Origin of the sequence: Tardiphaga sp. 37S4, from assembly GCF_021044645.1 — a bacterium.
Classification (GTDB): domain Bacteria; phylum Pseudomonadota; class Alphaproteobacteria; order Rhizobiales; family Xanthobacteraceae; genus Tardiphaga; species Tardiphaga robiniae.
The window spans coordinates 1,405,308-1,430,767 of sequence record NZ_CP088008.1 but is presented as its reverse complement, the minus strand read 5'-3'; the positions used below and the strand labels follow the sequence as shown (position 1 = coordinate 1,430,767).

General features: G+C 62.4%; 26 protein-coding genes. 15 read left to right on the top strand and 11 right to left on the bottom strand.

What is annotated here, in order from left to right:
* Positions 1-73: 73 nt before the first annotated feature.
* The 4 genes from LPB73_RS06680 (at position 74) to LPB73_RS06665 (ending at position 3,017) form a co-directional block, all read left to right on the top strand.
* Positions 74-628 carry an MOSC domain-containing protein gene (locus tag LPB73_RS06680; RefSeq protein WP_231080054.1) on the top strand — a complete coding sequence of 185 codons (555 nt, stop codon included), beginning with the start codon at positions 74-76 and terminating at the stop codon, positions 626-628.
* Positions 629-950: 322 nt separating this feature from the next.
* Positions 951-1,742, top strand: coding sequence for a glutamate racemase (murI, locus tag LPB73_RS06675; protein ID WP_231080053.1), 792 nt, complete (start codon positions 951-953; stop codon positions 1,740-1,742).
* A 79-nt stretch (positions 1,743-1,821) separates the two neighbouring features.
* The gene (locus LPB73_RS06670) at positions 1,822-2,229 is read left to right on the top strand and encodes a cupin domain-containing protein (RefSeq protein WP_093756467.1); all 408 of its coding nucleotides are present in this window, start codon (positions 1,822-1,824) and stop codon (positions 2,227-2,229) included.
* A 17-nt stretch (positions 2,230-2,246) separates the two neighbouring features.
* Positions 2,247-3,017 carry an HpcH/HpaI aldolase family protein gene (locus LPB73_RS06665; RefSeq protein WP_231081094.1) on the top strand — a complete coding sequence of 257 codons (771 nt, stop codon included), beginning with the start codon at positions 2,247-2,249 and terminating at the stop codon, positions 3,015-3,017.
* Positions 3,018-3,075: 58 nt separating this feature from the next.
* On the opposite strand, the gene LPB73_RS06660 is transcribed toward LPB73_RS06665, so the two are convergent.
* A complete protein-coding gene (locus LPB73_RS06660) occupies positions 3,076-3,513 on the bottom strand; it encodes a hypothetical protein (RefSeq protein ID WP_231080052.1) in 438 nt (145 codons plus the stop codon).
* A 355-nt stretch (positions 3,514-3,868) separates the two neighbouring features.
* On the opposite strand from LPB73_RS06660, the gene rpsD reads away from it, so the two are divergent.
* Both rpsD and LPB73_RS06650 read left to right on the top strand, forming a co-directional pair.
* A complete protein-coding gene (gene rpsD / locus LPB73_RS06655; protein WP_089265666.1) occupies positions 3,869-4,486 on the top strand; it encodes a 30S ribosomal protein S4 in 618 nt (205 codons plus the stop codon).
* A gap of 247 nt (positions 4,487-4,733) precedes the next feature.
* Positions 4,734-5,801: a threonine aldolase family protein gene (locus tag LPB73_RS06650; protein ID WP_231080051.1), complete on the top strand. Its 1,068-nt coding sequence runs from the start codon at positions 4,734-4,736 to the stop codon at positions 5,799-5,801.
* Between the two features lie 156 nt (positions 5,802-5,957).
* Here LPB73_RS06650 and LPB73_RS06645 read toward each other — a convergent pair whose 3' ends face one another.
* The 4 genes from LPB73_RS06645 to grxD are packed head-to-tail and all read right to left on the bottom strand — an operon-like array spanning position 5,958 to position 9,441.
* Positions 5,958-7,238: a serine hydrolase domain-containing protein gene (locus LPB73_RS06645; protein ID WP_231080050.1), complete on the bottom strand. Its 1,281-nt coding sequence runs from the start codon at positions 7,236-7,238 to the stop codon at positions 5,958-5,960.
* Positions 7,219-8,517 (bottom strand): serine hydrolase domain-containing protein, encoded by a 1,299-nt coding sequence (locus LPB73_RS06640; protein ID WP_231080049.1) that lies wholly within the window; start codon positions 8,515-8,517, stop codon positions 7,219-7,221. Before LPB73_RS06640 ends, LPB73_RS06645 begins: the two co-directional genes overlap by 20 nt.
* 46 nt (positions 8,518-8,563) lie before the next feature.
* Complete coding sequence (locus tag LPB73_RS06635) at positions 8,564-9,106, bottom strand: O-acetyl-ADP-ribose deacetylase (protein ID WP_231081093.1); 543 nt, start codon at positions 9,104-9,106, stop codon at positions 8,564-8,566.
* Positions 9,106-9,441, bottom strand: coding sequence for a Grx4 family monothiol glutaredoxin (grxD, locus tag LPB73_RS06630; protein WP_068736311.1), 336 nt, complete (start codon positions 9,439-9,441; stop codon positions 9,106-9,108). The genes LPB73_RS06635 and grxD overlap by 1 nt, the downstream gene beginning before the upstream one ends.
* Positions 9,442-9,800: 359 nt before the next feature.
* Here grxD and egtB point away from each other — a divergent pair, with 359 nt between their 5' ends.
* Complete coding sequence (egtB, locus tag LPB73_RS06625; protein WP_231081092.1) at positions 9,801-11,036, top strand: ergothioneine biosynthesis protein EgtB; 1,236 nt, start codon at positions 9,801-9,803, stop codon at positions 11,034-11,036.
* A gap of 43 nt (positions 11,037-11,079) precedes the next feature.
* A complete protein-coding gene (gene egtD / locus LPB73_RS06620) occupies positions 11,080-12,045 on the top strand; it encodes an L-histidine N(alpha)-methyltransferase (RefSeq protein ID WP_231080048.1) in 966 nt (321 codons plus the stop codon).
* Positions 12,046-12,211: 166 nt separating this feature from the next.
* On the opposite strand, the gene LPB73_RS06615 is transcribed toward egtD, so the two are convergent.
* Positions 12,212-12,448 (bottom strand): BolA family protein, encoded by a 237-nt coding sequence (locus tag LPB73_RS06615; RefSeq protein ID WP_068735968.1) that lies wholly within the window; start codon positions 12,446-12,448, stop codon positions 12,212-12,214.
* A gap of 181 nt (positions 12,449-12,629) precedes the next feature.
* Between LPB73_RS06615 and LPB73_RS06610 the strand changes: the two genes are divergently transcribed.
* From LPB73_RS06610 to LPB73_RS06600, 3 genes are all read left to right on the top strand, one after another.
* On the top strand, positions 12,630-12,992 hold the full coding sequence (locus LPB73_RS06610; protein ID WP_093756475.1) for a DUF427 domain-containing protein: 363 nt from the start codon (positions 12,630-12,632) through the stop codon (positions 12,990-12,992).
* 109 nt (positions 12,993-13,101) lie between these two features.
* Positions 13,102-14,274 carry an acyltransferase family protein gene (locus LPB73_RS06605; protein WP_231080047.1) on the top strand — a complete coding sequence of 391 codons (1,173 nt, stop codon included), beginning with the start codon at positions 13,102-13,104 and terminating at the stop codon, positions 14,272-14,274.
* A gap of 58 nt (positions 14,275-14,332) precedes the next feature.
* The gene (locus tag LPB73_RS06600; RefSeq protein ID WP_231080046.1) at positions 14,333-15,292 is read left to right on the top strand and encodes a 2-hydroxyacid dehydrogenase; all 960 of its coding nucleotides are present in this window, start codon (positions 14,333-14,335) and stop codon (positions 15,290-15,292) included.
* 73 nt (positions 15,293-15,365) lie between these two features.
* On the opposite strand, the gene purL is transcribed toward LPB73_RS06600, so the two are convergent.
* Positions 15,366-17,573: a phosphoribosylformylglycinamidine synthase subunit PurL gene (purL, locus tag LPB73_RS06595; protein ID WP_231080045.1), complete on the bottom strand. Its 2,208-nt coding sequence runs from the start codon at positions 17,571-17,573 to the stop codon at positions 15,366-15,368.
* A 222-nt stretch (positions 17,574-17,795) separates the two neighbouring features.
* On the opposite strand from purL, the gene LPB73_RS06590 reads away from it, so the two are divergent.
* From LPB73_RS06590 to LPB73_RS06575, 4 genes are all read left to right on the top strand, one after another.
* Entirely contained in the window at positions 17,796-18,275 is a 480-nt protein-coding gene (locus tag LPB73_RS06590; RefSeq protein WP_371419948.1) for a PaaI family thioesterase, read from the top strand.
* A 196-nt stretch (positions 18,276-18,471) separates the two neighbouring features.
* Positions 18,472-19,218, top strand: coding sequence for a helix-turn-helix domain-containing protein (locus LPB73_RS06585; RefSeq protein ID WP_231080044.1), 747 nt, complete (start codon positions 18,472-18,474; stop codon positions 19,216-19,218).
* Between the two features lie 114 nt (positions 19,219-19,332).
* Positions 19,333-20,241 carry a PhzF family phenazine biosynthesis protein gene (locus tag LPB73_RS06580; RefSeq protein ID WP_231080043.1) on the top strand — a complete coding sequence of 303 codons (909 nt, stop codon included), beginning with the start codon at positions 19,333-19,335 and terminating at the stop codon, positions 20,239-20,241.
* Complete coding sequence (locus LPB73_RS06575; RefSeq protein WP_231080042.1) at positions 20,238-21,434, top strand: serine hydrolase domain-containing protein; 1,197 nt, start codon at positions 20,238-20,240, stop codon at positions 21,432-21,434. Before LPB73_RS06580 ends, LPB73_RS06575 begins: the two co-directional genes overlap by 4 nt.
* Before the next feature lie 63 nt (positions 21,435-21,497).
* On the opposite strand, the gene catC is transcribed toward LPB73_RS06575, so the two are convergent.
* The 4 genes from catC to LPB73_RS06555 form a co-directional block, all read right to left on the bottom strand.
* Positions 21,498-21,788: a muconolactone Delta-isomerase gene (gene catC, locus LPB73_RS06570; protein WP_231080041.1), complete on the bottom strand. Its 291-nt coding sequence runs from the start codon at positions 21,786-21,788 to the stop codon at positions 21,498-21,500.
* 3 nt (positions 21,789-21,791) lie between these two features.
* Entirely contained in the window at positions 21,792-22,967 is a 1,176-nt protein-coding gene (locus LPB73_RS06565) for a muconate/chloromuconate family cycloisomerase (protein WP_231080040.1), read from the bottom strand.
* A 91-nt stretch (positions 22,968-23,058) separates the two neighbouring features.
* On the bottom strand, positions 23,059-24,264 hold the full coding sequence (locus LPB73_RS06560) for an ABC transporter substrate-binding protein (protein ID WP_231080039.1): 1,206 nt from the start codon (positions 24,262-24,264) through the stop codon (positions 23,059-23,061).
* Positions 24,265-24,355: 91 nt separating this feature from the next.
* Positions 24,356-25,354 (bottom strand): Bug family tripartite tricarboxylate transporter substrate binding protein, encoded by a 999-nt coding sequence (locus LPB73_RS06555; protein WP_231080038.1) that lies wholly within the window; start codon positions 25,352-25,354, stop codon positions 24,356-24,358.
* Positions 25,355-25,460 lie beyond the last annotated feature (106 nt).

The window sequence follows — 25,460 nt, the reverse complement described above, 5'->3', positions numbered from 1 at the left end:
CGTCTTTCGCGTCTCGAAGGATGAGCGCCACACGCCATGGTTCGAGACGGCGCCGAAGCGGCGCCTCCTCACCATGAGGACGGAGTCCACTGGCTACATCGTCGCCGTAAGCCTGCGGCGCGGTCACCACTTCAGCAAGACGCCCAGCCTGAGCATTCGCCTGCGCGCGGGTCTCGGCGTCGAAGGCGACGGGCATATGGGCGCGACGGTGAAACACCGCTACGACCGCCGCCGCGATCCCGCCAGGCCGAACCTGCGCCAGGTGCATCTGATCCCGTCCGAGCTGTTCGACGAGTTGCGCGCCAAGGGTTTCACGATCCAGCCCGGCGATCTCGGCGAGAATGTCACCACATCGGGGATCGACCTTGCGGCACTGCCGACCGGCACGCGGCTGCATCTGGGCACACATGCGGTGATCGAACTCACCGGCCTGCGCGAACCCTGTGTGCTGATGGACCGCTTTCAGCAGGGATTGAAGGCAGCGACGCAAGATCGCGACGCAGAAGGCCGCGCCGTCTACAAAGCCGGCGTGATGGCGATCGTGGTGTCGGATGGCGAGGTTGCGCCGGGCGATGCGATTGAGACTGTATTGCCCGAAGTTAGGCAACGGCCATTAGAGCCGGTGTAGCCAGCCGCGAGCGCGGTAAGCTCCCTCTCCCCGCATCTTGCGCGGGGAGAGGGGTGGGGTGAGGGGCATGGCATTGGCCTGTCCTATGCGTCTCGTTTTCGGATCGAAGATTCCGATCCGAGAGAGAGCAACAAGCGGTGAGCCCGTGCCATGCCCCTCACCCGCCCGGCTTCGCTGCGCTACGCCGGTCGACCTCTCCCCGCGCAGAGCGGGGAGAGGTTAAGAAGGAGCCCAGCCCTTCCCGAAAAAGCCCGAATGCCCCTGTCTTGATTGCCAGACCCGCAGCAACTCCGCAGTAACCATCCTCCCCTAGGCTCTCATGATGCCGACGCGTCCCACCATCCTTGTGTTCGACTCCGGTCTCGGCGGCCTTACCGTCCAGCGCGAGATCGCCAAGGCGCGTCCGGATGCCCGCTATGTCTATGTGGCCGATGACGCGTTCTTTCCCTACGGCCAGCACACCGAGGAGGCGCTGATCGGCCGCGTGGTGCCCCTGATGGGCGAGCTGATCCTTGCGCACCGGCCGGATCTCGTGGTGATCGCCTGCAACACGGCCTCGACGCTGGTGCTCAGCCATCTGCGCGCCGCCTATGCCGTGCCCTTTGTCGGCACCGTGCCGGCGATCAAGCCGGCCTGCGCGCGCTCGGTCAGCAAGCGCGTCTCCGTGCTCGGCACGTCGGGCACCGTGAAGCGCGAATATACCCAGACGCTGATCCGCGAATTCGGCGGCGGCTGCATCGTCACGCTGGTCGGCTCCGCCGAACTCGCCGCACTGGCGGAAGGCGCACTCGGCGGCCAAGGCATCGACGACGCCGATCTGTTTCGCGAGATCGCACCCTGCTTCGTGCAGGACGCCGCCGGTGCCCGCACCGACACGATCGTGCTCGCTTGTACGCATTACCCGCTGTTGCTCGACCACCTCAATCGCATCGCGCCCTGGCCGGTGGCATGGATCGATCCGGCCCCGGCGATTGCCCGCCGCGTGGTCGGCCTGATCGGAGATCATCAGCCCGGCGTGCCGCCCGGCGATGCCGTGCTGCTCTACACCTCCGGCAAGCGCCACGCCTGGCCGGAAGCACTGGCGCCGTTCTTCGGCGGACAGGTCGCGGCCTAGCGAGCGCTCGACTTTCCCTTGCGCGCTGCTAGCTTTGCGGCGCGCCGTTCCGAAAAGAGAACGGCAAAGGGAGACCAGCATGCTCGATACGAATTTTCTGAAGAATGGCCTTCTCAAGACACTGCTCGTTGGCGCGGCGATCACGGCCTGCGCCGGTGCTGCCAGTGCACAAGGCATCAAGCGCACGCCGCTGCAGGACGTCAAATATCCCGCCGGCCATCGCATCGTGACGGTCGTGGCTGAGCTCGGCCCGAACCAGCTCGCCGGCCGCCATACCCATCCGGGTGTCGATACCGGTTACGTTCTCGATGGCGACGCGACGCTGATCGTCGAGGGCCAGCCGGACCAGGCACTCAAGGCCGGCGATTCCTATGCCGTCCCGGCCGGGATTCCGCATGACGTGAAGACCGGCGACAAGGGCCTGAAGATCATGGCAGTCTATGTCGTGGAAGACGGCAAGCCGGTGGCGACGCCCGCGCCGAAATAACAGGATCCCATGTGACGATGACGACCCCCGCGCCATTTCACGATCTCAAGCAGAAATGGCGCGAGGGGCGCCCCACTTTCGGGGCCATCGCGACCATCCCGTCGATCCAGACCGTGCGCATCATGGCGCAGTCGCTCGACTGGATCATCGTCGATCTCGAACACGGCCCGATCGATCTCAACACCGCCCATGGGATGATCATGGCCACCGCCGGCACGCCCTGCACGCCGCTGGTGCGGATCGCCGCCAACGAGCCATGGCTGGCGAAAGCGCCGATGGATTTCGGCGCGATGGGCATCAACTTCCCGATGATCAACAGCGCCGACGATGCCTACAAGGCCGCGCGCAGCCTGCGCTATCCGACCCAGGGCGAGCGGCTGTGGGGACCGTTCCACGCGCCGTTCCGCTGGAACGTGGGCATGCCCGACTATATGGCGCGCGCCGACGACAGCATGATCTGCATGATCACCATCGAGCATGTCGATGCGGTGAACCGGATCGGCGAGATCATGGCCACACCGGGCATCGATATCGCGGTGATCGGCGTCGGCGACCTCGCCACATCCATCGGCAAACGCGGCCAGCCGGGCGATCCCGAGGTGCAGGCGCTGGTTGCAAAGGCCGAAGCGGGAATCCTCAAGTCAGGCGTCCCGCTGGGCGGCGCGGCGCTGAACGCCGATATGGGCAACGCCATGATCGAACGGGGCTATGTGGCTCTGGCGCTGGGATTCGACTGGTCACTGTTCCAGCGCGGAATCGCCGCCGGCTTCGAGGGCATCAGAAGGTAGCGGCGTATACTTCGCTTATGATCGAGTGAGCTAACTGGCAGAAAAGTAAAGTAATCCATCAACTTTTAGGGCCTGTAATCCAGAACCATAGCGGCCGCTTGCGACCAACAATTGAGAGTTTCAAGTATAAGTCATTCTCTGCATCATCCCCCCAATCGAAATGATCTTCGTCGCTGAAATTTAGGGTGGCCAAGGAATAGCCATCAACCGAAATGTCTGCGGTGCTATCTTCGAGCGAGAACTGGTAACCAATTTGCTCCCTCCTGAGCCCAAGCCATCTAGTTACACGCTTCGGCTTCATCCAAATTAATTCGTAGTAGTACACGCGAGCGGGAATCTTTGAGGAATTGAAAAGAAGAATGTCGTTTCCCATTTCGACGCTACCGCGCAGAAGCGTCTCAATTGACAGTTTCGGTTTTCTGTCTCGAAAAAATTCCAATACCTTCAGGCCCGCCAAGACCAACGCCACATAAGACCCCAAGGTAGCAATATCCATAAAATTCCCCCATTGGCTGTATTTGATAAATAGCCGGGAACCGAGGTGAGTTCGAGGGGATTCCGCGGTAAAATCGCCGTTGCGGCCCTGATTTCGGGTCATCGTCGCCCGGGACAGTGCTAAAAGCCCGCCAAACGGCAAAAAGCCTGTCTTTCAATTGACATAACCGGGCCTTCCCCCTAGAAACCGCCTTGCTCGCGGGCCGTTTTCGGCCCGCGAAGCGTTTCGCACCCGTGGTTCTCCACCCAGCTTTGGGAATGAACCTGTCGGTGCCGAGATTTTCCAGACTCTGGACTGATCACGGTACACAGGAGGGCGCGTCTCCTCACATTGACCATTGAACATCGAGGACGCGATGACAAAGCGTAGTGAAGCTAAATATAAAATCGACCGCCGTATGGGCCAGAACATTTGGGGTCGTCCCAAGTCTCCGGTCAACAAGCGTGAATACGGCCCCGGCCAGCACGGTCAGCGCCGCAAGGGCAAGCTCTCCGACTTCGGCACGCAGCTGCGCGCCAAGCAGAAGCTGAAGGGCTATTACGCCAACATCTCCGAGCGCCAGTTCCACTCCATCTATGTGGAAGCCGGACGTCTCAAGGGCGACACCGGTGAAAACCTGATCGGCCTGCTCGAGCGCCGCCTCGACACCGTCGTGTATCGCGCCAAGTTCGTCGCCACCATGTTTGCGGCCCGTCAGTTCATCAACCACGGCCACATCAAGGTGAACGGCAAGCGCGTCAACATCGCGAGCTATCTCGTGAAGGTCGGCGACGTCATCGAGATCAAGGAATCCTCCAAGCAGCTCGCTTTTGTTCTGGAAGCCAGCCAGCTCGGCGAACGCGACACCCCGGATTACGTCGAAACCGACCACAGCAAGATGACCGCCAAGTTCATCCGCATTCCGCAGCTGTCGGACGTTCCTTTCGCCGTGCAGATGGAACCGCATCTGATCGTCGAATTCTATTCGCGCTAATTTCTAACAGCGCAGACAAGATCAAGGTCCCGGATTTTCCGGGGCCTTTTTTGTTTGGCCTCTGTCCCATCAGCCGTCATTGCGAGGTCAAGGAAAGTTGCATGCAACTTTCCCCTTAGCGTAGCGACGAAGCAATCCAGCCTTCGCTCGTTCACTCTGGATTGCTTCGCTCAGCAAAATCGCAAGACGATTTTGCGGGCTCGCAATGACGGGGTAGCTTGTGGTGTGTAACAACGTGGAATTCCCAATGCCCTTCACCCCTGCTCGCCCCGACCGATCACAGCCGCCGGTTCGCATCAATCTGCTGTCGGACACACAGACGAAGCCCACGCCCGCGATGCGCGCGGCGATGGCTGCGGCAGATGTCGGCGATGAGCAGGTCGGCGACGATCCCACCGTCAACGCGCTCTGCGACCGCGTCGCCGAACTGCTCGGCAAGGAAGCCGCCGTGTTCATGCCATCGGGCACCATGTGCAATGTCGCCGGCCTGCTGGCGCATTGCCGGCCCGGCGACGAAATCCTCGCGCATCGCACCGCGCATATCCTCTCGCGCGAGGGCGGCACCCATGCCGCGCTTGGCGGCTTCCAGATTACCGGGCTGGACGGCGCCGACGGCAAATTCACACCCGATGCGCTGCGCGCCGCATTGCATCCGCGCACGCGCTACGAGGCAGCGCAGACCGTGGTCAGCGTCGAACAGACTGCCAATATCGGCGGCGGCACCATCTGGTCGAAATCCGATCTCGAAGCGATCGTCACCATCGCGCGTGACCGCGGCCTTGCCACGCATATGGATGGCGCGCGACTGATGAATGCCTGCGTCGCCACCGGTATCGGTGCGAGCAGGATGTCCGATGGCTGGGACTCGGTGTGGATCGATTTCAGTAAGGGGCTCGGCGCGCCGATCGGAGCCGTGCTCGCCGGCACGCGCGACTACATTGATGCAGTGTGGCGCTGGAAGCAGGGATTGGGCGGCTCGATGCGCCAGGCCGGCATCGTTGCCGCCGCCTGCATCCACGCGCTGGACCATCACGTCGAGCGCCTCGCCGACGATCACGCCAATGCGCACGCGCTGGCGCGCGGACTGGCCCAGATTGACGGGATCGCCATTCAGCAGCCGGAGACCAATCTCGTGTTCTTCGATCCCGCGGGCGCAGGCATCAGCGGTGCTGCTATGGTGAAAGCCTTGCGCACGAAAGGCGTGCTGCTCGCCACCATGGACGGCCGCATTCGTGCGTGCACGCATCTGGATGTGACGGCCGAAATGATCGAGGAGACGCTGGGATTGATCAGGGACGTGGTGCGAGCGGTTTAGCCTTATCCCGACGGCCCTCATGGTGAGGAGGCGCCGCTTGGCGCCGTCTCGAACCATGAGATGTTTGGCCCATCCTTCGAGACGCGCGCAAGAGCGCGCTCCTCAGGATGAGGACTGAGTATGTGGAACAGGCACCACGATGACCTGCCCTGCCGTTTACTCCAGCGCCTCGGCGATGATCTTCCGCACGTCCACCTCCATCCGCACCCGCTGCGATGGCGATTGCGCCATCACCAGCACGAACATGTCGTTCTTCGGATCGACCCAGAAGAACGTGCCGCCGACACCGTCCCAGCGATATTCGCCGACCGGGCCGGGCTCGCTCGCGAGCTCTTTCGTCCGCACCGCGAAGCCGAGGCCGAAGCCGCTGCCGGCGCCCGGGAAATAATAGTAATCGCGCTTCACGCCGCTATCAGGCCCGACGTGATCGCGCGTCATCTCTGCCACTGTTTCCGGTTTGAGATAGCGCTTGCCGTCCAGCGTGCCGCCATTGAGCAGCATCTGCAGGAAACGCGCATAGTCCGAAATCGTACCGACCAGACCGGAGCCCCCCGCCTCCCATTGCATGACCTCCGCGGGATCGTGCATGCCGACAACCGGACCGACCATGCGATCTCCCGGGAACGGCTCGGCCACCCGCGAGCGCCGTTCGCCATCGGTGATGTAGAACGAGGTGTCCCGCATCCCCAATGGACCGAACAGCCGTTCCTCCAGAAAATGATACAGCGACTGGCCGGACACCACTTCGATGACGCGGCCGAGAATGTCGGTGGAATGGCCGTAGTCCCACAGCGTGCCGGGCTGCTCGGCGAGCGGAAGCTGCGCGATGCGGTCGGCCCAGGAGGCATTGTCCCAGTCGCGGCCGAAGATATCGAGCTGCGCATAACGTTTCCGCGCGGGATCGTCGCCATAGAAACCGTAAGTGATGCCCGATGTGTGCGTGAGCAAATCGGCGATGCTGATCGGCCGCTGCAGCGGCACGAGGCCGAATGTGGCGTGTTCGTCGCCGCCTTTAACGTCAACGCCCACCTTCGTCTTCGCGAAAGCCGGGATATATTTCGCAACGGGATCGTCGAGGCGCAGCTTGCCATCCTCGATCAGCATCATCGCGGCTACCGAGGTGATCGGCTTCGACATCGAATATAGCCGGAAGATCGCATCCCTCGTCATCGGGTGCCCGCTGTCGAGATTGCCGAACGTATCGAAATAGACAGGCTTGCCGTGCTGTTGCACCAGCACCACCGCGCCGGGAATCTTCCGCTCCGCGACCATGCCGAGAAAGTAGCGATCGAGCGCCAGCAGTTTTTCGGCAGAGAATTCGCGCGCAATGGATTGCGGTTTTTCGGCCCGGGCCGGCGGCGAAAGCGCGATAACGGTGCCGACGCAGCAGAGCGTCAGCAGCAGGAGTACGGCGCGCCTATTTCTCCAGCGCTTCATAGACCAACAGCTTCAAAGACCTTTGAATGCGCTGTCGCTCCGACGGCGTCTGCTCCAGCAGGATGAAGAAAAAATCCTGTTTGGGATCGATGATGAAATAGCAACCGCTGGCGCCGTCCCATTTCAATTCACCAAGCGATCCAGGCGGCGACGGCTTCGCATTGCCGGGATCGGTGCGCACGGCGAAGCCATAACCGAAGCCGAAACCGTCACCGGGGAAATACAGATAGTCACGGCCGACCCCGGAATCCTTGCCGATATGATCCGTGGTCATATCCTTGAACGTCGCCGCGTTCATGAAGCGCTTGCCGTCATATTCGCCGCCGTTCAGCAGCATCTGCGCAAATTTCGTGTAATCCGCCAGCGTCGAGACCATGCCGCCGCTGCCGGATTCCCATTTCTGATAGGTGTCGGGGCGGCCCTGTCGTCCGGTGCGAAAATCGCGGTCCCAGGCCATCGGCTTGGCGAGCATGACCTCCTTCGACTTCTCCTTCACGAAGAAGCCGGTGTCCTTCATGCCCAGCGGTCCGAGAAAAGCCTGCTCCTCGTAGCCGAGCAGCGACTTGCCGGTGACGACTTCGACCACACGGCCGAGAATATCGGTGGAGTGGCCGTAGTCCCACATGGTGCCGGGCTGGTGCTCGAGCGGCAGTTGCGCGATGCGGTCGGCGAATTCCTTGTTGTCGAAATCGCCGCTGTAGATATCGGCATTGCCATAGGCGCGGCGCACCAGGCTCTCGCCATAGAAACCGTAAGTGACGCCGGACGTGTGCAGCAGGAGATCGCGGATCGTCACCGGACGATTGGGCGCGACGATGTCCAGCGCCTTCTCGCCGTTATCCAGCTTCTTCTCGACGCCGACCTTGGCTTTGGCGAAAGACGGAATGTATTGCGAGACGGGATCGTCGAGCTTCAGTTTGCCCTGATCGATCAGTATCATCGCCGCAAACGACGTGATCGGCTTCGACATGGAATGCAGCCGGAAGATCGTATCATCGGTCATCGGCTGCTTGGTATCGGGATCGCGGACGCCGAAGAATTCCTTGTAGACCGGCTTGCCATGCTGCTGAATCAGCACGATGGCGCCAGGGATCTTGCCGTCGGCGATCTGCTTGCGGAAGAACTCGCCGATCTTGGCCAGCTTCTCCTGCGAGAATTTTGCGCCGGCGGGAATGTCGAAGGTGCCTTCGGCAGCAAAGCGATCCTGGGCGATAGCGGGCGATCCGGCGAGCAACAGCGCTCCGCAGAGCAGCGCGCGTAGTCTGTGCCGCAAATTCATCGCCGCTCCTTTTGCCTGATCAAAGGAGTGTAACGGCGGGGCGTTCTCAGACAAGGGGAAGAGCGCGTGCGAGCGCGAGGCGATGCAGATCCGCCGACGGCTGGGAAAAGCAGCAGAAGGTGATGGTCGTGACCACCGGCGCATCCTTCAGCGTCTGGATGACTGAGCCGACGGCGATGGGAGCCGCACGCGCCGCGGGAAAACCATAGACACCGGTGGAGATGGCCGGAAACGCAACGGAGGTCAGGCCATGCGCCTGGCACAACATCAGCGCCTGCCGGTAGCAGGACGCCAGCGCCTCATCCTCGCCGCTCCGGCCACCATGCCAGACGGGACCCACCGCGTGGATCACATGCGTGGCCGGTAATTTATAACCTTTGGTGATTCTGGCGTCGCCGGTCTCGCAACCCTTGAGGGTGCGGCATTCCGCGAGCAAGTCGGGGCCGGCCGCCCGATGGATGGCGCCGTCCACACCGCCGCCTCCGAGAAGCGACGCATTGGCCGCGTTGACGATGGCGTCAACGCGGAGGGTCGTGATGTCAGCCACGACGACGTCCAGCGTCGCCGTGCCTATTTGTCGACTTGAAATCAGGCGGAGGCCGGGGCGGCGATCACGCCCTTCTCGGCCAGCAGGCTCTGCAACTCGCCAGCCTGGAACATCTCACGGATGATGTCGCAGCCGCCGACGAATTCGCCCTTCACATAGAGCTGCGGAATGGTCGGCCAGTTCGAATAGGTCTTGATGCCGTCGCGCAGATCGGCGGATTCGAGAACGTTGAGGCCCTTGTAGCCGACACCCACGTGATCGAGGATCTGGACCACCTGGCCCGAGAAACCGCACTGCGGAAATTGCGGCGTGCCCTTCATGAACAGCACCACGTCGTTGGTCTTCACTTCGTTCTCGATGAATTGCTCAATGCTCATGTCACGTCCCTGTTCAAGGTCCAGATTCAAGGTCTGGAGTTGGCGGCCCAGCCATCGGGCGCTCGCCCGGTCAGACTTGTCATATATGTAGCCGAATCCGTTCCGCACCCCAAGTCTTATGGACGTGATCAAGAGCCTGAAATCACAGGCATTGGGGCTTATTGCCGGCCCGCCACGGTCACTTTTCCGCAGTTTTTGCCAAGTCCGGTCCGGCCAAAGATCATATGACGACAGGCCTTTTATAACCAATCGGATGACCTATTTAGGACAGGCTGCTCGGGAACCCATCACCAAGAGCAACGTTCTCTCCAAAATCGGAGACTTTCGTGACGAATCCAGCTTTCGCCAAGAGTTCAGGCATGAGTTCAGGCACCGCGTCCCCCGCCTCCGAATCCGCCCCCGCAGGCGCACTGGCCCAAAGACTGGGCGACGCCTTCCTGACGGTCCGCAACGAAACCGAACGCCGCGCTGCCCCGCTCTCCCCGGAAGACCAGTTGGTGCAGTCGATGCCCGACGCCAGCCCGGCGAAGTGGCACCGCGCCCATGTGACCTGGTTCTGGGAGCAATTCCTGCTCGGCGATCACGCCCCCGGCTACAAGGTCTACCACCCCGATTACGCCTATCTGTTCAATTCCTATTATGTCTCCGCCGGCCCGCGCCATGCCCGCGCGCAGCGCGGGCACCTCACCCGGCCCGGCGCCGACGAAGTCACCGCCTATCGCAAGCATGTCGATGCGGCCGTCATCAAATTCTTCAACGAGACCTCAGACGACAAGCTGGCCTCGCTGATCCCGTTGCTCGAAGTCGGCTTCAATCACGAGCAGCAGCATCAGGAACTGATGCTCACCGACATCCTGCATGCTTTCGCGCAGAACCCGATCCCGCCGGCCTATGACTCTGATTGGCGCTTCCCGGCCTCGACCACATCGGGCGATGCGTGGACAACGCTCACCGAAGGCATCCACACCATCGGTCATCAGAGCGAGAGCTTCCACTTCGACAACGAGAAGCCTGCGCATCGCGCGCTTGTCGGCCCGGTGAAGCTCGCACGCAATCTCGTCACCAATCGCGAATGGCTCGCTTTCATGGAAGCCGGTGGCTACGAGGAAGCCACGCTGTGGCTGATGGATGGCTTCGCCGCCGCCGCCCGCGAGGAATGGCAAGCACCCGGCCACTGGCGCAAGGTCAATGGCGAATGGCAGATCATGACCCTCGCCGGCCTGCAGCCGATCGATCTCGACGCGCCGGTGTGCCACGTCAGCTATTACGAATGTGACGCCTTCGCGCGCTGGAGCGGCAAGCATCTGCCCACCGAAATGGAATGGGAAGTCGCAGCGCGCGCCGGCCAGCTCAACGGCGCGTTCGGCATCGTCTGGCAATGGACGCGCTCCGCTTACGCCGCCTATCCCGGCTACCGCGCCATCGAAGGCGCGCTCGGCGAATACAACGGCAAGTTCATGATCAATCAGCTGGTGCTGCGCGGCTCGTCGCTGGCAACCCCGGACGATCACAGCCGCGTCACCTACCGCAATTTCTTCTATCCCCATCATCGCTGGCAATTCACGGGCCTGCGGCTGGCCGATTACGGCAACTGACTTCCTGACATCACGGCGCTTCGAAAGCGTTGAGGAGACTGACATGAACGTTCATGCCCCGTTGGCACTGTCGCTGCTGAATGCCTCGGCCTCCGCATTTGCCGCGGATGTCGCCGAAGCCCTGTCGCAGCACCCGAAAAAGCTGTCGCCGAAATACTTCTATGACGAAGCCGGCTCGGAGCTGTTCGAACAGATCACCAAATTGCCGGAATATTACCCGACCCGCACCGAGCTCGGCATCCTCCGCTCGCGTGGCAAGGACATCAACGCGATCATTCCGAAGAATGCCGCCTTGATCGAATTCGGCGCCGGCGCCACCACCAAGGTGCGGCTGCTGCTGGATGAATGCGATGTCGGCGCCTATGCGCCGGTCGATATCTCAGGCGACTTCCTGCAAACGCAGGCAGCCGAGCTGCGCAAGGATTTCCCGGGCCTGAAGGTGCTGCCGGTGAATGCCGATTTCACCGCACCGTTCGACCTTCCCGCAGATATCCGGATGATGCCGAAGGTCGGCTTCTTCCCGGGCTCGACGCTCGGTAATTTCGAGCCGCACGAGGCCTGCGCCTTTCTGCGCTCGGCCCGCGCTATTCTCGGCAAGGACGCCTTGATGCTGATCGGCATCGATCTGGAGAAAGACGAGAAGCTGCTGCACGCCGCCTATAACGACGCGGCCGGCGTCACCGGCAAGTTCAACATGAATGTGCTGGTGCGCATCAACCGCGAACTCGGCGGCGATTTCGATCTCTCCGCCTTCACGCATCGCGCGATCTACAACAAGGAACGCCACCGCATCGAGATGCACCTGATCGCCAGGAAGCCGCAGACCGTGCATGTGCTCGGTCGCAGCTTCGCGTTCCGTGCCGGCGAAAGCATCCACACCGAAAGCAGCTACAAATACAGCATCGAGCGTTTTGCAACGCTGGCCCGCGGTTCGGGCTGGGAGCCGAAGGCGTCATGGACAGATGCGGACAAGCATTTCTCGGTGCACGCGCTGATGGCGGTGGAGTAAAAGACCGCTCCACACTCAGCCTTCATCCCAGCCTAAACCCGAGTGGGTTTAGGCGAGAGGAGCACGCTCTTGCGCGCGTCTCGAAGGATGGCCGCACCCTTGGGTGCCCACAACTCATGGTTCGAGACGGCGCCAAATGGCGCCTCCTCACCATGAGGACTGAGCTTTACGCCTCTGGCACGCCCGTCTGCAGCGCCAGCGCGTGCAGCACGCCGCCCATCTGGCCTTTCAGCGACTGATAGACGATCTGGTGCTGGGCGACGCGGGATTTGCCGCGGAAGGATTCCGAAATCACGGTTGCCGCGTAATGGTCGCCGTCACCGGCCAGATCACGGATCGTCACCTGCGCGTCGGGAATCGCGGCCTTGATCATGGTCTCGATATCGCGGGCGTCCATCGGCATTAATCGGGTCTCCAGAAAGGTTCGAATCGCGGCCAGTCGGTGCCGCCTCGGATTGCGAGCCTATCGCGGCTGCCGCATGACGTCACGGCTTTCTAACGATAATCCCTCGCATGCCCCTTTTAAAGGCCAGGGAGATCGCACATCTGAAGAAGTGCAATATGACCGTCACAAGGGTTTAACCATGAAGCTTCCCGGCCCGGACCACCCGATCACCATTGCGCCCGCCGGCAAACACATCCGTGTTTCTGCCGGGGGCGTCGTGATCGCCGACACGACCAATGCCCTGAGCCTCAAGGAGGCCAGCTACCCCGCAGTGCTGTATATCCCCCGCGCGGACGCTAATATGGACGCGGTAGCGCGCACCGACCGTGTGACGCATTGCCCGTACAAGGGCGACGCGAATTATTACAGCATCAAGACCGGCGAGAAGGTTCTCGACAACGCGATCTGGACCTATGAGACGCCGTTTCCGGCGATGGCCGAGATCAAGGATTATCTCGCATTTTATCCAGACAAGGTGAAAATCGAGGAAGTGCCTGCGTGATCCTCGGCTGATTGCCGAAGCGGCTTTCGACATTTATCATGACGGCGCGCATCACTGATGCGCCCGGCGACGCCTGTTGCGCGCGGAAGCGAGGGGGCTCGCCGTTCACATGTCAGACCGTAACGCTGCGCTCGATCGCGCCCGCACCTTTGTCACGCTGCTCGTGCTGGCGAACCACGCCGCAGTCGCTTACACCGCCTTCGGGCGCTATTACCCGAACCACTATTTGTGGTCGACCGCGCCGATCGTCGACAGCCAGCGCTGGATCGGCTTCAACATCCTGACGCTGTTCAACGACACTTTCTTCATGTGTCTGATGTTCATGCTGTCGGGCCTGTTCGTGTGGCCGAGCCTGAAGCGCAAGGGCATCGCCGACTTCGTACGCGACCGCGCGCTGCGCCTCGGCCTGCCATTCCTGGCGATGATCTTCGTGCTGATGCCGATCGCCTATTACGCGTCGTTCAGCCTGTCGACGCACAAGACCGGCTTTGTCGAATTCTACGTCAACAATTTCAAACAAGGCCAATGGTTCGCCGGCCCCGGCTGGTTCATCTGGTATCTGTTGTTTCTCGATCTCGTCGCGATCCCGGTTTTCCTGCTCGCCCCGCGACTGGTGGACGGCATCAACCGGCTGTCGATCCGTGCCTTCGAACGACCATGGTTGTTCGCCGCCGTGCTCGCCGTCATCGCCGTGATCTCCTATGTGCCCTTCCTGTTTACGGTTGGCGCTGTCCGCTGGTTCAGCTGGGGCCCGCTGCAGGTGCAGTTCAGCCGCATGGCGATCTATGGCGTGTTCTTCTTCGCCGGCATGGGCATCGGCGCCGCCAATATCGATCAGGGCCTGCTGGCCCGCACCGGCGCGCTGGCACGGCAATGGCTGTGGTGGACCATCGCCGCCGCCGCCTCCTTTGGCTCGCTCGCTTTTCTCGTCAATTTTCGCCGCATGAAGCTCGCCAATCTCACCGGCGCGCCGCCGTTCTGGTGGCAGTCGAGCTATGGCGTGATCTATGCGGTCGCCTGCACGCTGATCTGCCTCGCAGTGCTGGCGCTGTTCCTGCGCTTCGGCCAACGCGAGAAGAGCATCTTCGATCCACTGCGCGGCGATGCCTATGGCATCTTCGTGCTGCACTACATCCCGATGCTGTGGCTGCAATATGCGCTGCTGAACGCGCCGCTCGGCGCCGGATCGAAAGCACTGATCGCCTTCGCGGGTACGCTGACCGCGAGCTGGGCGGCGACGCGGGCGCTCCGCGCTATCCCGGGCGTAAAACGGGTGCTGTAGCTTCGTCACACCGTCCTTTCCGCCTTCCAACATGAACGACGATCTGCAGGAGACCAGCATGCGCGCGCGCAACGGCGACAAGGCGATCAATCTTCTTTTCAACGTCACGCCGGCGCTGTTCGAGGACTATCGCGAACCCATTCTGGATGCGCTTCGGCGCCGGGGCATCGACGCGCGAGCCAGTCTCCTGGGTGACATTGCGCATCAGGACGTGGACTACATCATCCACGCGACCGGCGGTCCCATCACCGATTTCGCCCCTTTCAGCAATGCGCGCGCCGTATTGAGCCTTTGGGCCGGTGTCGAAAAGATCGTCGGCAACGCGACGCTGACGCAGCCGCTGTGCCGCATGGTCGATGACGGCCTCCGGCGGGGCATGGTCGAATGGGTCGTCGGTCATACCCTGCGTGCGCATCTCGGGATGGACCGCTACGTCTGTGAAAAACCTCTGACGTGGTCGCAGCACGTTCCGCCGCTTGCCACGGACCGATCGGTGACAGTGCTGGGTCTCGGCGAATTGGGATCGGCTGCAGCGAGCGCACTTGTGCAACTCGGCTTTCGCGTCACCGGCTGGAGTCGAAGCCTGCGCGAGGTGCCGGGTGTCCGCTGTCTCGCAGGAACGGAGAGCCTGCCGCAAGCGCTGGCTTCGGCGGAAATCCTCATCGGCCTCCTGCCCCAGACGCCGGAGACGATCGATCTCCTGAATGCGGAGAGACTGGCGCTGCTACCGAAGGGCAGCTTCATCATCAATGCCGGACGCGGCACGCTGATCGACGACGATGCGCTGATCGCGGCACTCGACAGCGGACGCGTGGCACAGGCGACGCTCGATGTCTTCCGCACCGAGCCAGTGCCATCAGGCCATCCGTTCTGGTCGCATCCCGGTGTCACGATCTCGCCCCACGTCGCCGCCGCAACGCGTGTTGGAACGGCCGCCGAAAACATCGCCGACAATATCGCGCGCGCGGAAAGCGGCACACCACTGATGAATTTGGTCGACCGGACGCTGAGCTACTGAGACGATTGCACGAACGCTCATGGCCTCCCTCCCCCAAGCGAAGCGCAGTGGGGAGGGAAAAGATCAGCGCCTGTTACGACGCCTTGCCGCTCATATAGTTCGGCAGCCAGCTTTCATGCGCATGCACAAGCGCCTTGATATCGACGGCGCGTTCACCGGCAATGGCCACCGCATGGCCGCCGGTCTTGCCGATCTGTACGCAGGGCACGCCGACATTCTTCAGTTTCGACAGCACGGTCAGCAACTGATCTTCCGCGACAGTCACGATGTAGCGCGCCTGATCCTCACCGAACCACCAGGCATGCGGCACCGTCGATGACGGCGCGGCATCGAGCTTGGCGCCGATACCGGAAGCCATCGCCATTTCGGTGAGTGCCACCAAGAGACCGCCATCGGCGATGTCATGCACGGCAGTCGCAGTGCCCGCATGAATCATGCCGCGGACCACGTCGCCGTTGCGCTTTTCGGTGGCAAGATCGACCGGCGGCGGAGCGCCCTCTTCCTTGCCGCAGATGTCGCGCAGATAGACCGACTGGCCGAGCCAGCCCTTGGTTTCGCCGATCAGCAGGATCGCTTCGCCCGGCGCCTTGAACGCCAGCGTCGCGGACTTGGTGAAATCGTCGAGCACGCCGACGCCGCCGATCGACGGGGTCGGCAGGATGCCGCGGCCGTTGGTCTCGTTGTAGAGCGAGACATTGCCGGAGACGATCGGGAAGTCGAGCGTGATGCAGGCTTCCGCGATGCCCTTCAGGCAGCCAACGAGCTGGCCCATGATTTCCGGCCGCTCCGGATTGCCGAAGTTGAGGTTGTCGGTGACTGCCAGCGGCTTGCCGCCCACAGCCGTGATGTTGCGCCAGGCTTCGGCGACGGCCTGCTTGCCGCCCTCGACCGGATCGGCCTCGCAATAGCGCGGCGTGACATCGACTGACATCGCGAGGCCCTTGGGGCCGTCCTCGATGCGCACCACCGCGGCGTCGCCGCCGGGGCGCTGCACGGTGTTGCCGAGAATGACGTGGTCGTACTGCTCCCATACCCAGCGCTTCGAGCACAGTTCGGGCGTGCCGATCAGCTTCTCCAGTGCATCCGGGATCGACGACGGCGCGGCGATGTCGCGCGCATGGATCACCGGCAGCGCCGGCGACGGCACATGCGGACGATCGTAGAGTGGCGCTTCGTCGCCGAGTTCCTTGATCGGCAGATCGGCCATCACCTTGCCGCCATGCTTCACAACGAAGCGCAGCGTTGGCGTGGTGTAGCCGACGATTGCGAAGTCGAGGCCCCACTTCCGGAAAATATCCTCGGCCTGCTTTTCCTTCTCGGGCTTCAGCACCATGAGCATGCGCTCCTGGCTTTCCGAGAGCATCATCTCATAGGCGGTCATGCCCTCTTCGCGCGTCGGCACCGCGTCGAGATTGAGCTCGACGCCGAGGTCGCCCTTGGCGCCCATCTCGACGGCCGAACAGGTCAAACCTGCAGCGCCCATGTCCTGGATCGCGATGACGCAATCGGCGGCCATGATTTCGAGACAGGCTTCCAGCAGCAGTTTTTCGGCGAAGGGATCGCCGACCTGCACGGTGGGACGCTTCTCCTCGGAATCCTCGTCGAACTCGGCCGAGGCCATCGACGCGCCGTGAATGCCGTCGCGGCCCGTTTTGGAGCCGAGATAGACGATCGGCATGTTCACGCCCGATGCCGCCGCAAGGAAGATCTTGTCGGCATCGGCGAGACCGACAGCCATCGCGTTGACGAGGTTGTTGCCGTCATAGCGGGTGTGGAAACGCGTCTGGCCGCCCACGGTGGGCACGCCGAAGGAATTGCCATAGCCGCCGACGCCGGCGACGACGCCCGACACGAGGTGGCGGGTCTTGGGATGTTCCGGCGCACCGAACGACAGCGCATTCAAACAGGCGATCGGACGCGCGCCCATGGTGAAGACGTCGCGCAGGATACCGCCGACACCTGTGGTCGCGCCCTGATAGGGCTCGATATAGCTCGGGTGGTTGTGGCTCTCCATCTTGAACACGATGGCCTGATTGTCACCGATATCGATCACGCCGGCATTCTCGCCCGGCCCCTGCAGCACCCATGGCGCCTTGGTCGGCAGCCCCTTCAGATGGATGCGCGAGGATTTGTACGAGCAATGCTCGTTCCACATGGCCGAGAAGATGCCGAGCTCGGTGAAAGTCGGCTCCCGCCCGATCAGCTTGAGAATGCGCTCATACTCGTCGGGCTTGAGGCCGTGGGAAGCGACGAGTTCGGGAGTGATCTTTGGCTCGGTCATGGGGTCTCTTGGCTCTGTAAGGCTTCTTCATAGGGAGATCGGAGCATGCGGAAAAGGCCTATTCCGGCCCGTTCCCCGCATGTCCCAAGCTTTGCCCGGGCAATGCCCGAACTGCTCGAAAAACAGCCTGCATAAGGCCCTGCGCCGGCGCCGGATTGCGCCCGCCGGATGGATCGGATTTAACACTTTTCGCAGCCAATCCAAGGAGTTCAGACCGTGAATGTGCCCGCCGATGCCACCATCCCGTTCCACGCCGACGCCTATACCGCGACGGAGGGGGAATTTGCGGGCTGGACCACCTGGAAGCGGGATTCTTTCGAATCGGTCTCCGGCCCGTTCTGGCACAAGGTCGAGGCCGACGGCTCCGTCCGCTGCGCCTTCCGGGTCGAGAAAAAGCACCTCAACGGCATGAAAAACGTTCATGGCGGCTGCTTCATGACCTTTGCCGATTACTGCCTGTTTGCGCTGGCCTCCCGCGAGTTGCAGGGCCCCGGCATCACCGTCTCGTTCGGCTGCGAATTCCTCGACGCGGCCCGCGAAGGCGAACTGGTCGAATGCCACGGCGAAATGACCCGGATCGGCGGCTCATTGATCTTCCTGCGCGGAATCCTGAAAGCCGGCGAACGTTCGCTGTTGACCTTCTCGGGCACCATCAAGCGCGTGAAGAAGCGCCCGAAGCCGGCGGCCATCGCGGCGGAGTAATCGGGCGTCGATTGGCGGGCATGGGCGCACCCTGCTAGGTTCGTCGACGACACATGTGGGCCCGAACATGCTGAGTTCATTCGAACGATTGCGTCACACGGCAAAAGCGGATCTCCTGATCGCGGCGGACGACGAGCATGCGGCTGTCGCCGGCCGCGGCGATTACGCCATGCCGTGGCACTGGCATGATTGCCTGATGTTCATCCTGCCGAGCCGCGGGACGATCGAGCTGAAGCACGAAGCCGGACGCGAAGGCACATGGCTGTCGCAGGACCGGTTCGCGATCGTTCCGCCGAACCAGGCACATGAGACGCGCGCGGGGATCGGCGCACACAGCCACGTCGCCATCTACGCAACTGGCTCGGTCCTGGAGCGCCTCGAAAGAGAGAACGGCTCGCTGAGCGAATTCCGCAGACGAACCACCACGACCCGGCTGTTTCGCCGGTCAGACAGACTGCGCGCCCTGCAGGCGCTGCTGGTCGGGGATGGCAGGCACGCCTATGGCAATGCCCATGTCCGGCACGGACTGTCCTCTGCCCTGCTCGTTCAGTGCATCGCCGAGGCTCTGACCGGTGATGCCGTATCCAGTGCCTCGCATCGCGAACACGGCATGACATTGGTCGCGGAGCTGAGGGACTATCTCACCCATCATGCCGACCGGGATGTTCCGCTCGACGCCCTGGAAGAACGGTTCGGCGTTTCGCGGCGTCACATCACCCGATTGTTCCGCGCGGGGACCGGGGCGTCGATTGGCGAATTCCAGCAACGGATCCGCCTCGACAATGCAAACGAGCTGTTGAAGGCAACCGATCTCCCGGTCGGCGAGATCGCGCTCCGCGTCGGCTTCGACAGCGGTGCGGCGCTGGCCCACGCGATGCGCCGGGCCGATGGTCGTTCGCCAAGCGAAATCCGCAAGCGCATGGCCCGGCCGATCAAAATCTAGGGCCCGCCGGAACGCGCGCCGCAGCAACATCCTCCGTAGCTTGATGCCGGTGAATTCCCTGCAGCGTTGGCTGACGTGCAGTGCGAACGCGCGAGGCTGCTAGAGGGTGCAAACATGATGACGACATCTCCCGAACCGCAGGTTCGATTTGTCAGTGTCTTTGCGGCAAGTCCGCAGGGCGGCAATCCCGCCCCGATCGTGATCGACGCTGCCGGCATGAGTGATGCAGAGATGCAGCAGGTCGCGCGCGACTACGGTCACGAGAGCGGATTTGTATTGCCGCCCCCAGCGGATTCCGGCTGCGATTTCGAATTTCGCTTCTGGGTGCCCAATCATGAGATGTCCATGTGCGGACACGCCACCGTCGGCGCGACATGGCTGCTTCAACGGCTCGGCCGGCTGCAGCGCGATCGGATCACGATCCTGACGAAGAGCGGCCGCGTCCATGCGCGGATCAGCCAATCAGACGAACAGGATATCTCGGTCGAGGTCTCGCAGCCTGCAGGGATCGTCGAGCCGCTTCCCGATGCAGGCCAAAGCACCAACGACATTCTCGACGTCCTCGGGATCGGCTCCGACTGCCTCGCGCCGTTCCCGATCCAGAATGCACGCACAAGCCGCATCAAGACCCTCATTCCGTTGAAGAGCGTGTCCATCCTCGACGGCCTGAAGCCTGACTTCTCGAAGATGGAGCGCCTGTGCAATGGCATCGACTCCACTGGTCTCTATCCCTATGCCGTGTCCGATCAGGACAACCAGATCATTGACGCACGGCAGTTTCCGAGTTCGTCGGGATATCCGGAAGACGCAGCGACGGGCATCGCGGCTTCCGCTTTGTCATTCGGCCTTCTCGCGAACCGGATGGTGGATGCGTCGGAGCGCCAGATCACCATTCGCCAGGGACGCGCCATGAAGCGCCCCTCCGCGATCAAGGTGCGTTTCAGCTTCGACGACGGCGATCTCAACGGCTGCTGGCTCGGCGGCGCCGTTCAGCCCACCGAATGCGAGAAGATTGCGTCATGACGAGCAAGGGACAGCCCTCGGCGTTCGAAGCCGACTATGGCTTTGCGCGAAGCGACGTTCGTCTCGATAACTGGCGTCAGGCGCCCTGGAATGTCTGGGCATTCCGTCACGTGTCCGAACTCATTCCGACGGCACGCATCGCAGCGACGCCGGGACTGATCGAGGACCCGTCCGTCCACGCCGGAGATCTCATCAAGCAGGCTTTTTCCACCGATAGAGAAACTGCGACGATCGAAGACGTTCTACGCAGGACCTCAACCGATGCCCTCGTCGTGATGAAATCCGGCCGTGTCGTTGCAGATTACCATGCGCCGAATTTCACGGCGCAATCGCGGCACATTCTGTTCTCCGCGAGCAAGTCGGTGACATCGGTCGTCGCGGGAATTTTATACAGCGACGGCCTGATCGATTTCGACGAGACCGTCTCGCACTACGTTCCGGAACTCAAATTCTCCGCTTTTGCGGATGCGCGGATACGCGATGTTCTCGACATGCGGGTGAGTGTGGATTTCGAGGAAACCTATCAGGATCCCCGCGGCGATTTCGCGCGGTACCGCCGCGCCGGCCTGCTCGAGCCGTCGGTGCCGGGAGATACTCCAGACTCACTGATCGCTTTCCTCGCTACGCTGCAAAAGGGCCCCGGCGATCACGGGGGCTCCTTCCACTACTGCTCGCCGAATTCGGACGTGCTGGGTCTGGTGATCGAACGCGCCTCGGGCCAGCGTTTCGCCGACTTTGCTGCCACGCGTTTGTGGCAGCCGCTCGGCGCGCGGCAGGATGCCTATGTCACCGTCGATGCGACCGGCAGCGCCCGGACCGGCGGTGGCTTCTGCATGACCCCGCGCGACCTCGCCCGTATCGGCGAGATGATGCGACAGGGCGGCATCGCCAACGGCCGCCGGATCGTCGCACAGGATTGGGTGTCGGATACGATCACGAACGGCTCCGCCGAGGCCTGGCGTGCGGGCAAATTCGTCGAATGGCTGCCTGAAGGCCGCTATCGCAACAAATGGTACCAGACCGGCAACGCAAGCGGCGCTTTCTTCGCACTCGGCATTCACGGGCAATATCTCTATGTGAATCCGCGCGCCGAAATGGTCGTCGCAAAATTCTCATCCCAGCCGGAGCCGGTGGACAACAATCTGAAGCGCCTCAACCTCGCGCTGTTCGATACGCTTGCGAGATTGTACTGATGAAGCTGCTGCGTGAGCCACCATCTCGCCGGAATACTGCGCTGGCGGAGGTCGGCCCCGCGCCTAGCCGTCGTCCGAGCGAACGGATGAAGGATGCCGACACAAAGGCGTCACGCTGACACGCATGAAGGGGAAGAGCGGCAATGTCGACAGAATGTCGTGCAGCGCTTCATTGCTCGCCACATCGAAGATACTGACATTGGCGTAACGTCCGGCGACCCGCCAGAGATGGCGCCATTCGCCTGTCTTTTGCAGCTCCTGCGCGCGTTCACGCTCGGTCTTTTTCAGTTGCTCGACCACATCGGGAGCGATCCCGGGCGGGATCTGCACGTCCATTTCGACCTGGAAAAGCATCGATCAAACTCCTGTTGTTGCGCCGGCCGGCTGAATGCGCGGCGCGTAACCATCGCGGCGGAAGAATGCGACGCGGTCCATGTCCAGCTCGACCCCGATGCCGGGCGCCGTCGGCACCTGCAACACGAAGTCGCCGTAACGCAGGGGCGTCGCGAGAATCTCCTCGGTCAGAAGCAGTGGGCCGAACAGTTCGGTGCCCCATGCGAGCTTTGGCAGCACGGAGAAAACCTGCGCCGACGCTGCGGTGCCGACACCGCCTTCCAGCATGGTGCCGCCATACAGGCCGATGCCTGCAGCGTCGCCGATCGCAGCCATCTTCACCGCATCGTACAGACCACCTGCCTGGTTGATCTTCAGAGCAAACACGTCAGCAGCGCCCCGCGAAGCAACATCGAAAGCATCGGTCGTGCCATGCAGTGCCTCATCCGCCATGATGGGCACGGCATAGCGGCCGCTGAGCCGGGCCTGTGCACCGCGATTGTCGCGCGACAGAGGCTGCTCGATGAGGTCCACGCCGGCCGCCTCCAAGGCGGGAATGCCACGCCGTGCCTCGGGCTCGCTCCAGGCCTGGTTGACGTCGACCCGCACGCGCGCACGATCTCCGAGGGCGCGCTTGATGGCCGCCACATGCGCCACGTCGTCGTCCACGGACCGCAGGCCGATCTTGAGCTTGAAAATATTATGCCGGCGCGCATCGAGCATCCGCTCGGCTTCCTCGATATCGCGCGCGGTGTCGCCGCTGGCCAGCGTCCAGGCCACCGGCAACGTGTCGTGCATGCGCCCGCCAAGCAGCTCCGACACCGGCAGGTCCAGGCGCTTGCCAAGCGCGTCCAGCAGCGCCGTCTCCACCGCGCATTTGGCGAAGCGGTTGCCCTTCACCCGTCGCTTCACGTCGGCCATGAGCGCTGCGACGCGTGACGCATCCATGCCGATGATCGCCGGAGCGATGTAGGTGTCGACGGTCAGCTTGATGCCCTCGGGGCTCTCCTCGCCGTAGCTGAGGCCGCCGATGGTCGTGCCCTCACCGATTCCGACCGTTCCGTCGGAGCAGCGGATGATGACCAGAACCAGGGTCTGGCTGTTCATCGTATGCATCGACAATCGATGGGGGCGGATTGTCGGCACATCGACCAGGATAGTCTCGACCTGGTCGACGCGGACTGCCACGCTGGTGCTCATGAGGGGCATCTTCCTGTTGTCCATGGATGGGGCCTTGAACGGATCGCCGCTACCTTCCCGGCGCCCCGTCGCTTTGCCATCTGCCGCTGCGCTACTTCTTGATGAGCGGGCAACGTGAGGCGGATAGCGGCTGGAACGCGTCGTCGCCGGAGACGGTCGCAAGCAGCTTGTAGTCGTCCCAGCGCGCCTTCGATTCCGACGGCTTCTTCACTTCGAACAGATACATGTCGTGCACCATGCGGCCGTCTTCGCGGATCCGGCCATTCTTCGCGAACATGTCGTTGATCGGCGTGTCCTTCATGACCTTCATCACGGTCGCGGCATCGGTGGTGCCCGCCTTCTTCACCGCGTTCAGATAGGTCGTGACGGACGAATAGACGCCCGCCTGCGCCGATGTCGGCGCGCGCTTGGTCCGCTCCATGAAGCGCTTCGCGAACGCGCGCGTTTCGTCGTTGAGATCCCAGTAAAACGCCTCGGCCAGCAACAGACCCTGCGCGGTTTCAAGTCCGACGCTGTCGATGTCGGAAATGAAGGCCAGCAAGGGCGACAGCTTCTGCCCGGACTGGGTCAGGCCGAACTCGGCGGCCTGCTTGATCGCATTGATGGTATCGCCGCCCGCGTTGGCGAGGCCGATCACGCTGGCCTTGGTGCTCTGTGCCTGGAGCAGGAACGACGAAAAATCCGAGGTGTTGATCGGGTGCTTCACATTGCCGACAACCTTGCCGCCCGCTTTGGTGACGACGTTCGAAGTGTCGCGCTCCAGTTCCTGGCCGAACGCGTAGTCGGCCGTGAGGAAGAACCAGCTATTGAGGCCGCGCTTCACTGTCGCCAGACCGGTGACGCTGGCCAGCGCATAGGTGTCGTAGGTGTAGTGAACAATGTAGGGACCGCACGCCTCGTTGGTCAGCCTGACCGCGCCGGGACCATTGAACATGATGATCTTGCCGCGCGTCCTGGCCATTTCCGCCGCAGCCAGCGCCGTGGCAGAGCCAGCCACATCGACGATGGCCTCGACACCCTGGTTGTCGAACATCTCACGGGTGAAATTCGCGGCCAGATCGGACTTATTGAGATGGTCGGCGACCACGATCTGGACCTTGCGCCCGAGAACCTCACCGCCGAAATCCTCAATGGCCATCTTGGCTGCGGTCTCGCTGCCCGGCCCCGTAATGTCGGCAAAGAGGCCGGACATGTCGAGGACTGCGCCCAGTTTCAGCGGTGCGGCGCTTTGCGCCATGGCGGCCGAGGTGGCGACGAGCATGACGGATGCCGTCAGGCCTGAAAGTAGCTTCTTCACATCATTCTCCATCAGCGCTCTCATCCTGAGTGCGCGTCTCTTGCTTGATATTCGTCAGTGATTGATCGCCGTATGTGTCAGGCGTCTGTCGTCACTGGCTGCCGCGAATGCCTGCCGTCTCGACGATCTGCTTCCACTTGGCGCTTTCCTGCGCCAGATGCGCAGCAAGTTCCTGGGGCGACGACGCGATGACGCGCCCGCTGACATCGGCGAAACGCTTCTGCACGTCGGGGTCTGCGAGAACCTTGCGGATATCGGCACTGATGCGCTCCGCCAGCGCCGGCGGAATCTGGCCCGGACCAAAAATGGCCCACCAGTTGGCGAGCTCGAAGCCCGGCAGACCGGATTCGCTGATCGTCGGCACGTCAGGCAGTGCGGCGATGCGCTCCTTGGTGGTGACGGCAATGGCGCGAAGGCTGCCGCCCTGCACCTGCGGAAGCGCCGTCGAGGCGTTGTCGAACATCAGGTCGATCCGGCCGGCCATCAGATCTGTCAGGGCCGGCGACGAGCCACGATAGGGAACGTGGGTCATCTCGACATTGGCCTTTTGCCGGAACACTTCCGCAGCCAGATGCAGAGAGGAACCGACGCCGGCAGAGCCGTAGGTGGCGCCACCCGATGCCGCTTTTTCTTTCGCGAAGGCGATCAGATCCTTGATGTTCTTGATCGGCGATGAGGGCGGCACAAGCACCACGTTCGGCGTCTCGAGCGCCAGCGTCAGCGGTGTCAGATCCTTCACGGGATCGTAAGGCATCGACTTGAAAAGCCACGGATTGACGGCCACGGCGATCGACGCGAGCACCAGCGTATAGCCATCGGGGGCACTCTTGGCGGCAGCATTGATTCCGATATTCGATCCGGCCCCGCCCCTGTTTTCGACGACGACTTGCTGGCCCCAGGTCTGGCTCAGCTTTTCCGCAATCGTGCGGCCGATGATGTCGGCGGCACCGCCGGCGGCGAAGGGAACGATCAACTGGACCGGCTTGGTCGGATAGTCCTGCGCCGTCGCACGGTTTGCGCCCAGGGCGATACAGCAAGCCGCCACCGCGGCGTGGGTCGCCCGGGCAAATAAGGTGCGTCGTGACAGCATGAAAGAGCCTCCCAGTCGGTTCTTATGTTTCGACGGCCGCACAAAAGCGTGCCGGCCAGGTCCGATATTGACAAACACTGGCACGGGACGCGTGATAGGCCAACAC